Origin of the sequence: Rhizobium sp. CG5 (assembly GCF_023701945.1) — a bacterium.
Lineage (GTDB): Bacteria > Pseudomonadota > Alphaproteobacteria > Rhizobiales > Rhizobiaceae > Allorhizobium.
This window is the reverse complement of record NZ_JABAEF010000034.1, coordinates 1-12,340: the sequence shown is the minus strand read 5'-3', so window position 1 is coordinate 12,340 and position 12,340 is coordinate 1. Positions and strand designations below refer to the sequence as shown.

Annotated in this window: 10 protein-coding genes; 9 read left to right on the top strand and 1 reads right to left on the bottom strand. The window is 60.5% G+C overall.

What is annotated here, in order from left to right:
- Positions 1-58: 58 nt before the first annotated feature.
- From HGO38_RS29950 to HGO38_RS29920, 7 genes are all read left to right on the top strand, one after another.
- On the top strand, positions 59-2,401 hold the full coding sequence (locus tag HGO38_RS29950; RefSeq protein WP_250959447.1) for a glycoside hydrolase family 3 C-terminal domain-containing protein: 2,343 nt from the start codon (positions 59-61) through the stop codon (positions 2,399-2,401).
- Positions 2,398-3,603, top strand: a complete 1,206-nt coding sequence (argE, locus tag HGO38_RS29945) for an acetylornithine deacetylase (protein ID WP_250959446.1) — start codon at positions 2,398-2,400, stop codon at positions 3,601-3,603. Before HGO38_RS29950 ends, argE begins: the two co-directional genes overlap by 4 nt.
- Before the next feature lie 68 nt (positions 3,604-3,671).
- Positions 3,672-4,742, top strand: a complete 1,071-nt coding sequence (locus tag HGO38_RS29940) for an ABC transporter substrate-binding protein (RefSeq protein WP_250959445.1) — start codon at positions 3,672-3,674, stop codon at positions 4,740-4,742.
- 121 nt (positions 4,743-4,863) lie between these two features.
- Positions 4,864-6,600: an ABC transporter permease subunit gene (locus HGO38_RS29935; protein ID WP_250959444.1), complete on the top strand. Its 1,737-nt coding sequence runs from the start codon at positions 4,864-4,866 to the stop codon at positions 6,598-6,600.
- Between the two features lie 49 nt (positions 6,601-6,649).
- Positions 6,650-7,708, top strand: coding sequence for an ABC transporter ATP-binding protein (locus HGO38_RS29930; RefSeq protein WP_250959443.1), 1,059 nt, complete (start codon positions 6,650-6,652; stop codon positions 7,706-7,708).
- A 14-nt stretch (positions 7,709-7,722) separates the two neighbouring features.
- Entirely contained in the window at positions 7,723-8,634 is a 912-nt protein-coding gene (locus tag HGO38_RS29925; protein WP_250959442.1) for a nucleoside hydrolase, read from the top strand.
- Positions 8,635-8,874: 240 nt separating this feature from the next.
- The gene (locus HGO38_RS29920) at positions 8,875-9,003 is read left to right on the top strand and encodes a hypothetical protein (RefSeq protein WP_352230520.1); all 129 of its coding nucleotides are present in this window, start codon (positions 8,875-8,877) and stop codon (positions 9,001-9,003) included.
- A gap of 202 nt (positions 9,004-9,205) precedes the next feature.
- On the opposite strand, the gene HGO38_RS29915 is transcribed toward HGO38_RS29920, so the two are convergent.
- Positions 9,206-10,051, bottom strand: coding sequence for a LysR substrate-binding domain-containing protein (locus tag HGO38_RS29915; protein ID WP_352230521.1), 846 nt, complete (start codon positions 10,049-10,051; stop codon positions 9,206-9,208).
- Between the two features lie 123 nt (positions 10,052-10,174).
- On the opposite strand from HGO38_RS29915, the gene HGO38_RS29910 reads away from it, so the two are divergent.
- Both HGO38_RS29910 and HGO38_RS29905 read left to right on the top strand, forming a co-directional pair.
- On the top strand, positions 10,175-11,089 hold the full coding sequence (locus HGO38_RS29910) for a DMT family transporter (protein WP_250959440.1): 915 nt from the start codon (positions 10,175-10,177) through the stop codon (positions 11,087-11,089).
- A gap of 82 nt (positions 11,090-11,171) precedes the next feature.
- Positions 11,172-12,080 (top strand): DMT family transporter, encoded by a 909-nt coding sequence (locus tag HGO38_RS29905; protein ID WP_250959439.1) that lies wholly within the window; start codon positions 11,172-11,174, stop codon positions 12,078-12,080.
- Positions 12,081-12,340: the final 260 nt, after the last annotated feature.

Sequence of the window (12,340 nt, the reverse complement as noted above, 5' to 3'; positions counted from 1 at the left end):
ACAGTGTGCGCGCCGAATGCCGCGTGACCTGCGCGGTCAGTGCGGCACGGAGTCCAGAATGCCAGGAAACAACCGGTCCGAAGACCAGACGATCGCCTCCATCGTCGATGCGATGAACAACCGGGAAAAGGTCGATCTCCTTTCCGGTTTCGGAATGTGGAAAACCGCCGCGGTGCCCGCTTATGGGATCAAGCCGATCGTCATGACCGATGGCACCTACGGCGTGCGGTATTCGATCCCGCAGATCGACAGCGACGAGCGCGGCGGCATGGATCTCGACGCCTTCCTGTCGGTGGTCAATCAGCGTGCCAGCGACGTCGCCATCGCCTGGGGCGAAATGAAGCCGGCAACCTGCTTCCCGAACGGCTCGGCAATGGGCAACAGCTGGGACGAAGGTCTGATGCGGCGGCTGGGCGTGCTGCTTGGCCAGGAATGCCGTGCGATGGGCGTGCATCTGTTGCTCGGCCCCGGCATCAACCTGCGCCGCACGCCCCTGGCCGGCCGTTCCTATGAATATTACTCGGAAGACCCGCTGGTCACGGGCAAGCTGTCGGCAGCGGTGATCGAGGGCGTCCAGTCGCAGGGCGTCGGTACCTCGCTCAAGCATTTCGCCTGCAACAATTCCGAAGTCGAGCGCACGACGATGGACAGCGTCATCGAGGAACGGGCGCTCCGCGAAATCTACCTCAAGGGCTTCGAGATCGCCATCAAGCAATCCAGACCCTGGACGGTCATGTCCTCCTACAACCGGCTGAACGGCGTACAGGCGTCGCAAGATCCGTGGCTTCTCAACGAAGTCCTGCGCGAGGACTGGGGCTTTGAGGGCGTCGTGGTGTCCGACTGGCACGGCATCAAGGACCGTGCAGTCGCGCTGATGGCCGGTGGCGATCTCGACATGCCGGAAAGCCCGCGCCGCAAGGCCGATCTTCTCGCCGCACTCGACAGCGGTGCTGTTCCGGCGGAGGTCGCGAACCTGTCCTGTCGTCGCATGCTGGAGATGATCGAACGCTGCAACGAAGGGGCAGGCCAGCCGGTGCCGGTCTACACGACCGAGGAACATCATGCCGAAGCGCGCGCGATGGCGGCGGCCTCGATGGTTCTCGTGCGCAACGGGGGTCTGCTGCCGATCCGGCCGGAGATGAAGACCATTCTGGTGGTCGGCCGCGATGCCGCTACTCCGGTTATCCAGGGGTCGGGTTGCGCCACCACAATCCCGACCATGGTCGACCAGCCGCTAGAGCAGCTGGAACAGGCTCTGGGGGAAGATCATGGTCTGACGTTCCGCGAGGAAGCTGATGCCGAAACGCTGGCACTTGCGGCCCAGGCGGATCTGGTTCTGGTCTACACCTCGACGGAAGGTGCCTATGATGGTGAAGGTTCCGACCGCACAACGCTGACGCTCGGGCCCGGCCAGGATGCGATGATCGAAGCTCTCGCCGCAGTTTCGCAAAAGGTCGCTGTCGTGATCGCCTGCCCGGATGCGGTGGAAATGCCGTGGATCGATGCGGTAAAGGCCGTGCTCGTCACCTTCTATTCCGGCCAGGCCATGGGCGGAGCCGTCGCTGACGTTCTGACCGGCAAGGTCAATCCCTCCGGCAAGCTGTCCGTCACCTTCCCGAAGCGTCTCGCCGACGTGCCGGGTTTCCTGCACTATCCGGGCGAAAACGGCGTTCATGTCTATGGCGAAGGCATCCATGTCGGATACCGCGCCTATGACCTGCGTGAAATCGAGCCGCTGTTCGCCTTCGGCCATGGCCTGAGCTACACGAGTTTTGCCTATTCCGACCTCAGCATATCGTCCGACCAGATCGGCCTGAAGGACGAACTCATCGTTGCCTTCACCGTCACCAATACGGGTGAGCGGACCGGTGCCGAAGTGGCGCAGCTCTATCTGCAGGCTCCCGGCAAGCGGCTGAAGCGTTCGCCGCAGGAGCTCAAGGGCTTTGCCAAGCCGGTGCTGGCACCGGGCGAAAGCAGGCGGATTGAAATCGCCATCAAGGGTTCGGACCTGACCATCTGGGATCCGGCGCTCGGCCGTTGGGTGCTTGAGGGTGTGGAGGCCCGGCTGGTGGTCGGCGCCTCTTCGCGCGATTCGAAACTCTCGGCCAGACTGACGATCAAGCCATCGGTCCTGCCGTTTCGCCGCATCGCCTACGATACCCAGCCGGCTTATGTCCTGCCGAATGCCATCGCCTGCGAGCATATCTGCGGCTACCTGACAAACCGCTGCAAGATCTCGAAAGACGATGCGATGCGCATGCTCGACCATTGCTCGAATTCGTTCTTTGGCATCTTCACCTCGCTTGAGCGCCGTCTTCGCGTCTCCATTCCCGAGGCCGAAGTTGCCGGACTGATTGCCGAAATCAACGCGGCAATGGACGATGCGGAGTTGCGACTGTGACCAGGACACAGGATTGGCTGGAGCGCCTGGTAGCGCACCCTACGGTCAGTTCCGACACGAACCTGCCGCTGATCGACGAGATCGAGACGGCGCTTTTGGATGTCGGTGCCATCTGCGAGCGCTTCTATGATCCGACCGGGCAAAAGGCGGCGCTCCTGGCGCGTCTGGGGTCGGATGCGCCGGGAGGACTGATGCTATCGGGACATGTCGACGTGGTGCCGGTCGAAGGCCAGGACTGGACGGTCCCGCCGTTCAGTCTGACCCGCAAGGATGGCCGGCTTTACGGGCGCGGCACCACCGACATGAAGGGATTTGTTGCGTCTGCCTTGGCACTGGCCCAGACGATCGACGTCAAGAGCCTCGCCGCGCCATTATGGATCGCCATCTCTTACGACGAGGAAATCGGTTGCGTCGGCGTCCGGCCGATGCTGGAAGAAATTGCCGGGCGGGACATACTGCCCGACCTAATTGTCGTCGGTGAGCCGACCATGATGCAGCTTGGACTCGGTCACAAGGGCAAGATGGCTTTCCATGTGAGGGCGAGGGGCGTTCCGCGCCATTCCGCTGAAGCTCCCCTGGCTCTCAATGCGCTGCATATCGCTACCGACTTCATATCGGGCCTGCGGAAATTGCAGGACGAGATCGAGGCCCGGGGTCTGCGCGAACCTGGCTATTCCGTGCCTTATGCGACGGTCCATGTCGGCAAGCTGTCGGGGGGAACCGCGGTCAACCTGGTGCCGGATCAGGCAGAGTGGCTGATGGAGTGCCGTATGATGGCTGCCGATGATCCTCTTGCTCTGGCCGAACAGATCCGCAAGGTTGCCGCTGCCGCCGTTTCACCGCACAAGGAACGCTTCTCGGAGGCGTCGATCGACATCGAGATCACCGGCAATTATCCGGGCCATTCAATCGATGGCGGCCACCCGGTCGTTCAGGCATTCGCGTCCTGCCTGCCGAAGGGGGCCAAGGAATGCCGCGTCAGCTTTGGCACGGAGGCAGGGTTGTTTGCGCAGGCTCTGGACGTACCCGTTGTAATCTGCGGCCCAGGAAGTATGGATCAGGGCCATCGACCAGATGAATTCATCGAGGCTTCACAACTGGCGATGTGCGATGCGGTGCTTGGTGACGCCGTCATTCGCTTTTGCGCGAGCCGTCGGCCGCTTGCTTCGCATGTCCCAAACCAGATGCACGGAAAAATATAATTTACCGAAGCCGCTGAGGCGAGAAGAGTAGCGCCGACGAAGGTCAGACAAAACGCCGGAGGGTAAACATGAATAACAATATGTCACGCCGTGGTTTCATGAAGACGACCACCGGGCTTGCCGCCATTGCGCTTGCAGCTCCGGTCATTCTGAAGGGCAACCGCGTATTTGCAGGTGAGACGCTGGTCGTGCGCGACATGGGCGGCGCCTTCTATGACGGCTTCAAGGTCGCGTTCTACGACACTTTTGCCGCCGAGACGGGTGTCACGATCCAGACCAATACCAACGAGCCGGATCCTATCCCACAGTACAAGATGGCGATCGATACCGACACCAAGCTGTTCGACGTTGCCCTGATGACGCCTGAGCATGTCCTGCGCATCCGCAAGCTCGGCGCCAACTACATGTTGCCGCTCAATATCGATGTCCCCAATAAGGCGGACTTCGCGCCCCACACTTTCGAAACTGATTTCGCCGGCGTCGCAATCTTCGCGCTTGCCATGGCTTACCGCAAGGACACCGTGAAGACGGTTCCGACCAGCTGGGCCGATTTCTGGAACGTCGAAGCCTTCAAGGGCCGCCGTGGTCTGTGGCGCAGCCCGGTCACGACGCTGGAAATGGCACTGCTCGCGGACGGGGTTCCGCTCGACAAGCTTTATCCGCTCGATGTCGACCGCGCCTTCAAGAGCCTCGACAAGGTCAAGGCCAACATCGACATCTGGTGGACCTCCGGCGCCCACGCGACCCAGCTTCTCCAGAACGGCGAACTGGACATGATGTCGACCTGGTCGACCCGCGCACAGGCAGCCATCAATGCCGGCGCACCGGCTGGCATCGTCTGGAACGGCGGCCTGTTCAACATCGACGGCTGGACCATCGCCGGCAACACCCAGAAGGCCGATCTGGCCCGCAAGTTCATCGAATGGTGCCTGGATGCAAAGCGTCAGGCCGCCTATACGGACATCCTCGCTTGTGGCCCGACGAATATGAAGTCTTATGAATACCTGAGCGCTGAAAAGGCGCAGCTGTTGCCGACGGCTCCTGCCAACATCAAGGGGCTCACGGTTCTCAACGCTGCCTACTGGGCAGACAACCAGGATGCGCTGACCCAGCGCTTCGAGCAGTGGATCCTGAGCTGATTTTCAGCGGGAACAACAACCTTAGCGTCGCGTCCCGCCTTCCGGCGGGACTGTCTATCTGGCAATGGGTGGCCCGGTTCTGCACTATGCCGAACGGGCCATTTCAACAAACGGGACATCCATGCCTGCACTCTCCGCCAAAGACACCTTCTCACGGAAGCGCATGAGGGCGGATAGCCTCTGGCTGACCGTCCCGGGGCTTGTCTACATGGCTCTGTTGCTGATCCTGCCGGCTGGCGCTCTGATCTTTCAATCCTTCATAGATCCGAAGACTGGCGCTTTCGATCTGAGCGTCTATCGCCAGATGTTTTCCGCTGGCGTTTATGTGAAGGTGCTTGCCAACACCTTTGCCATCTCGGCGCAGGTGACCATCGTCTGTCTTCTGGTCGGTTATCCGATCGCTGTCTGGCTGGCCGGCATGCCGGAACGACGCCGGCGCATGGCCATGTGGCTGGTGCTGCTGCCGTTCTGGGTCAGTCCGCTGCTCAAAAACTTCGCCTGGATCGTGCTGCTCGCGCGAAAAGGCATCGTCGCGCAGATGCTGACCGGCATGGGCTTTGATACCCAACTCGACCTGCTCTACGGCCGCGGAGCCGTGATCTTCGGCATGGCGCATGCCATGCTGCCGGTCGCGATCCTCACCATGCTGCCGACCATGTTGTCGATCGACGGCCGCCTGATCCCCGCCGCCATGACCATGGGGGCAAGCCGCAGCCAGTCCTTCTGGCGCATCTTCGTGCCGCTTTCCATGCCGGGCGTTGCTGCAGCGGGCCTGCTGATCTTCGTGATGGGTCTCGGCTTCTTCATCACTCCGGCTCTTCTGGGTTCGCCGCGGGAAACCGTTATCGGCCAGATGATGATCACCCAGGTCCAGCAACTGTTCAACCTGCGGCTTGGCGGCGCCCTTGCAGCACTGCTCCTCGGCGTGACACTGATCACCATCGCCGTCTATGATCGCTTCTTCGGCATGTCGGCCGTCTCCGGCAATGGTGCGGCAACCCGGCGCGGCGGCGTGATCGGCGCAATCGGCGGCTCGGTCATCGAGATCGGTGCGGTCGTCAGTGATTTCATCGCCAACCTGTTTCCCGCGCGCCTTGGACGTGGCGTCTTCACCGCCTTCGTCTGGATCGTGATTGCGATCCTGATCGTGCCGGTGCTGGCATTCCCGCCCATGGCTTTTTCCGGCTCAAGTTTCCTCGAATTTCCGCCGAAGAGTTTTTCGCTGCGCTGGTTCCAGACCTATCTGAGCTCCGATCAATGGATGGGCGCGACCACCCGTTCGGCGGTGATCGCGATCGTGACAGGTGTTGTCGCGACCATCATCTCCGGTATGGCCGCCTATGGCCTGGCACGCACGCAGCGCAAGGCCGGTGGTCTGATCTTTCTCTCGTTCATGCTGCCGATGATTGTGCCCAATATCGTCATCGGTGTGTCGCTGTTCTACGTGCTGGCCAAGATCGGCCTGATCGCCACCAATACCGGCATCATTCTGGGGCATACGCTTTCGGCAATGCCGATCGTCTTCGTCATCCTGCTGACCACGTTCCGCGGCTTCGACTGGCGTCTTCTTCAGGCCGCGGCAACGCTCGGTGCCAATGGCTGGCAGCAGATCCGGCTCGTCCTTCTGCCGCTGATCAAGGGTGGCGCCATAGCGGCCTTCCTGTTTGGCCTGCTGCACTCCTTCGAAGAGCTCACCATCGCATTGTTCGTCGGTGCGGGCGTCAAGCAAACGCTGCCGAAGCAGATGTGGGACGACATCATTCTGAGCATTTCTCCGACCCTGGCCGCAGCCTCGGTCTTCATCGTGGCGGTGGTGACGGTCCTTTTTGTCATCGCTGAAAAGGCGAGGCCGCGCTGACATGCGCACGCCTGCCGATCCCATCACGACCAAAGGAACCCCATTCGACATGTCAGCCGCTCTTGCCAACACGCCGGAAATCAAGCTTCAGGTCAACGGCCTCGCCAAGCTCTACGGCCAGACGACCGCACTCGATCATGTCGATCTCGAGGTCCGGAAGGGGGAGCTCCTGACACTGCTCGGACCATCCGGCTCGGGCAAGACGACGCTCCTGCAACTGATCTGCGGGCTGCAGGAGCCGACGTCCGGTACCGTCATCATCGACGGCAAGGACCAGACCCACGCACCGGTCAATAAACGCGACATTGGCGTCGTCTTCCAGAACTATGCGCTCTTCCCGCATATGACGGTGGCCGAAAATGTCGGCTTCGCGCTGAAGATGCGCAGCCTGCCGAAAGCCGAGATTGAAACCAAGGTGGCCAAGGCGCTGGAAACTGTCGGCCTGGCGCATGCCGCCGCACGGTCTCCCTCGCAGCTTTCCGGCGGCCAGCAGCAACGCGTCGCGCTTGCCCGCTGCCTCGTTTATGATCCGGCGATCATCCTGATGGACGAGCCGCTCGGCGCGCTCGACGCCAAGCTGCGCGAAGTCATGCAGATCGAGATCAAGCGCATTCACCGCGAGACGGGTGCGACGATCATCTTCGTGACCCACGACCAGCAGGAAGCACTCGCGCTGTCGGACCGCATCTGCCTAATGAACGACGGCAAGATCGCCCAGCTCGGCACGCCGCGCCAGATGTATGACGAGCCGCAGAACCTGTTCGTCGCCGATTTCATCGGCGTCTCGTCGATCATCCGGGGCACGGTGAAAGCCGGTGCGCTGCAAACCGCTATCGGCACCCTTCCAATTGCGGGCGAGATCCCTGCGGACGGAACCAGGGGCGCAATCGTCGTTCGGCCGGAAGTCATCACGCTCGGCGAAGGCTTTTGTGAGGGCCGGGTGCGCGAAACCGTCTACGGCGGTTCGGAAATGCGGGTGATCATCGATGCCAACGCACAGGAAATCATTGCCCGCGCACCTGCGACGGCCGGCGACGTCGCTGTCGGTTCGACGGTGCGCTTCGGCTGGGCACCAGACGCTGCCCGTTTCCTAGTCGACAATAACTGAGGAGGACACGAGCGATGGCGGCCTTGCGTTTCCTTTATGACTGCGATCCCGGCGCTGACGATGCGCTGGCCATGTTGCTTGCACTCAGCCGGCCGGACGCGCTGGACATGATCGCCGTGACCTGTGTGGCCGGCAATGTCGGCCTCGATCCTGTCGTCAACAATGCAAGGCGCATCCTCGAACTGTGCGGGCGGCAGGATATCCCGGTCTATTCAGGCGCGGCACGACCGATCATGGCGTCGCGCGGCCGTCTCTCCATCATGCATGGCTCGGATGGGCTTGCCGGCAGCATCCTGCCTGCTCCGACCATGCCGGTGGCGGACGGGCATGCGGCCAACGAGATCGCACGGGTCGCCCGCGCGGAAGGCAGGCTGCATATCTGCGCGACCGGCCCGCTGACCAATCTGGCGCTGGCGCTGCTTCTAGACCCCGATCTGCCCGAATTCATCAGCGCCATCACCATCATGGGTGGGGCCGCCTTCTGTCCCGGCAACGCGACGCCGCTCGCCGAGTTCAATTTTGCCGTTGATCCGCATGCGGCCGCCATCGTCTTTGACAGCGGCATCCCGATCACCATGCTCGGTCTCGACGTCACCCGCCAGGCGACCGTCACGGAGGGCATGATCAGCCAGGTCCAGGCGATCGACACAGCGGTCGCCAAGGAAGCGGCGCATCTGCTGATCAACTATGGCTCGAAAGACCCCTGTCTACATGATCCCGCGGCAATCGCCTGGATGCTGGCACCGGAGATCTTCGAATCTGTAAAGGCACATGTCGGCATCTGCACCGATACAGGTCCGGCCGCCGGACAGGTGGTCGCCGCAGTCAGCGAAAGACATCTTGCCGGACGAGAGCCGAATTGCACTGTTGTCACGGGTGTCGACGCCGAAGAATTCAGGCGGATGTTTGTAAGCGCACTGGCCTGAGCGCCGTCTTATTAAAACGACGTGACTCGTGCATTGAACGGCTGCGTGATATGTTCAGGCGAATACCTAAAAATATTTCGTAATTGTTGTGCTCTCGCGTGTCTCCAAGTGAGAATGATGCGCCGACGGTCCATCTTCAGCGCCGGCCCATGCGCAGCGCGCTGCCGATTTGCTGCAGGGTCTGCAAAGCATTGCGGACACCAAGGAACGCCCGTCTTCGAAGCCTTCGCACACCCGGCCATGACAACGAAGGAAACGGATGTCGCTGAGGCGGTCTGGGCCGCCGTTCACGAGACATCCGACCGGCTACAATTTGCAAGGGGTGCCGATGCGGTGGCCCTGCCTGAAGCCCCGCCAAAGGTGATGTAGGACGCCGTTCATCTGCAAAGGCGGAATCGGCCAACCGGCCGGCGCCGCTTGATCCCGGATGTCCCCTTCGGGCCGATAGGCGTCTGCCGCTCAGCGCCATCTGCGGTCATTGCGGCTGCTGCAAAACCCCCTCATCTGCGACGTCGCAAAAGTCGGGAAAACAAGGCTCGCCTTAATAGGCATTAAAGCGACAAGCTAACCTTCATTCAACCTTTCGAATCTCTGCATCCAGCCAACTGCAGAACCGGCGTACAACCTTCGATTCCGAGCGGCGCAGGTAGCGATATGTGCCGATTTCAACAGGCTCATATCCAGGTAATGCTGTGAGTGCTCCGGAACGCGTTTCCCTGTTCGTGAGAACAGGCGGCGCGAGAACCATGCCAAGGCCAGCGACACACGCGTGAAGCGCTGCATCGTCGGTGTCGAATGAGTGACTGAATGAGAGTTGCGTCAGCGGGACGTCGGACCTCTCGCACCAAAGCTTCCAATCCCAATTGCCTGCTGCACTTTGAAGCGCGGGTACGTCTGAAACGGGGATCCGACGCGAGCTGTCATCTGCTAACAACAATCCCGGAGACACAACGGGGCGGCTTAAATCCCGAGCAAGAACCTTCCATTCTTCGGGGGCTTCACCGGCGCGGAAATATCGAATGCTCACATCCACCAGTGGGTCGACAAGGAAGTTTGTGGCAGAACCGGTTTCCACCCGAACGCGAACCTCAGGGCAAATGTCGCGGAAATGATCCAGTGACGGGATAAGCCAACGCACTGCAAGAGAGGTGGATGCCTGCACGTTAATTTCGGTTTCGTCCCGATACAACGCTTGTGCTGAGCGCTCGATCAGCGCAACCGCCGGCCCAATTTCCTGATAAAACCGCTGGCCGGCATCTGAAAGGGAAACAGAGTTGCTTCCTCTGCGGAAGAAACTCACCCCAAGCTCATCTTCAAGTTTCTTGAGCTGGTGGCTCACAGCACCAGCGGTCACACCGAGTTCTACGCCTGCGGCCGTCAAGCTCCCGGTGCGCGCCACAATCGCGAATATGCGGATGGCGTTGAGAGAGGTCCGATGTCTTTGCTGTATGAATTTTCCTCAATCACCCTGCAAATTTCTCGTTTGAGCTTCCCCTAGAGTTTCTGCACAAGGGAGATCAAATGCCCCGCAGGAAACGAGATGTCGTCGCGAAAAATATACACCAATACCAAAGCCATCGCATGGGTCACGATCGGGACAGCATTATTTTCTTTGATTTTTGGATCCGGGAAATTTGCTGACGGAACCGCAGCTCCATTGCAAATCCTGTTTCTCCGATACATCGGGGGACTGGCAACGCTGCTGCTGGTCGTGGTGGCACGACGGGAAAGGCTGTCGGCCTATCGAAGCCCTAAACCGCTCTCCCATTTCATGCGGGCCATCTTCGGTGCTTCGGGCGGGGGAGCGATGATCTACGCATCGGCAAACATGCCGATCGTGGACGCCACAGCCCTCGGTCTGCTCTATGTCGTGTTCGTCATCCCTCTCGGAGTTCTGGTGCTGAAGGAACAGCTCACCAGCCAGCATCTCGGCGCTGTCGCAATCTGCTGCGCAGGAGCCGCGATCGTCATGGCATCGCGCGGCGCGTTCACCGGGTTTCACATGGCTTATGTCTTCCCGGCCGGAATCGCGGTTCTTGGCGCAGCGCTACTGGCCGTCGAAGGGCTGATGATCAAGATGCTCTCACACTCCGATCGCGCGATGACGGTGCTGCTCTATGTCAATGCGTTCGGCATCCTGCTGATGGCTGGCCCCGCCGCCACGCAATGGATGCCGCTCTCTTTTGAAAGTGCGATGTCGTTTATCCTGCTCGGGCCGATCGCAGTGACGGCGCAATATTGCATTGTCCAGGGCTATCGCCTCGCATCGCTCTCGATCGTCGGCCCGGTCGATTATACCTGGCTGATCTTCGCCGGCCTGATCGGTTTTATGTTTTTTGGCGAAAAACCCACTTTGGGGGTCGCAGCAGGCTCAGCGATTATCGCATTAGGTGGCATCATGCTTGCCGTCATCAAGCCACCGGCCAGTGAGCGCGAAAGCACATCGTCGGCGTGACGCGTAACCAGAAATCGACTGGCCCTGCATCGGGAAGCAGGCCTTTGTCCCATGATAGTTTCCCGGAAACGGGAACAGAGTCATGCGTCTGACCTATCTGGTGTTCGCTCTGCTCGGCCTCTTCTGGGGCTCGAACTTCATCTACATGAAATGGGCAGCGGAGTTTATCAGCCCTGCGCAAATCACCCTACTGCGGGTTTTCTTCGGCTTCCTGCCGCTCGCATTCGTGGCATGGCAACAAGGTGTGATCCATCGGGACCAAATACGGCATTTGCCGCATTTCTTCGTCATGGCAGTGCTAGCGACAGCATTCTATTATTTCGCGATCGCGGAAGGCACCGCGCTACTTCCCTCCGGCATTGCCGGGGTTCTCGGGGGCTCGATCTCCCTGTTCACGACAATTGCCACCCTTCTGTTCCTTCGCACGGAGAAGCCCAACGCTTTGATGCTGGCCGGCGTACTGGTGGGCTTTGCCGGAATCGTCCTGATCGCTCGGCCCTGGGAGGGCACGAGTGGGGTGATCGACATCAACGGGGTTTTGTGGATGTTGGCCGCGACGACGATCCTCGGTGTATCCTATGTCTACGTCCGCCGTTACCTGTCCCCCTTCAACCTGCCGCCCCTTGCGCTCGCGACATGGCAGACGGGCCTTGCCCTATTGGTGCTTCTGGCCGTCACAGATCAAACGGGAATAGGCACTATTCTGCAAAACTGGCACGCTGCTGCTGGTGTCGCCGTGGGTCTTGGCGTCCTTGGAACCGGTATGGCATTCCTGATCTACTATTATCTGCTGCAAGAGCTGGGGGCCGTCGCCGCCTCCGGCGCGACCTACATCACGCCCAATGTCGCGCTGCTGATCGGCTGGTTCGCTGGCGAGCATGTCGGCATGCTGGAAATCGCCGCCATTATTCTCGTTCTGACCAGTATCGCGATGTTGCAGATCGGTCGGCAGAAAGCCCTCAAGCAGATTGAACGGGCCGCAAGCATCTGAAAAGGAGGAGCTGATCGTGAACACAGGCACTGGAATAAAAATCGCGATGGTCGGGCGGGGCCCGATCGGGTCGGCGGCTGCGCGCCATCTGTCCAAGATGGGTCACGCCGTGGCTCTGATTGGGCCCTATCCCTCACATCAGGATTTTTGTCAATTGTTCAATCGCGTGGCATCGAATTTCTCCTTCGTCGGCGGATCCACGGTCTGAGCCCATAGCAATTACCGGCCCGGTTCTCGGGCCTATACAACCTCACATCCGG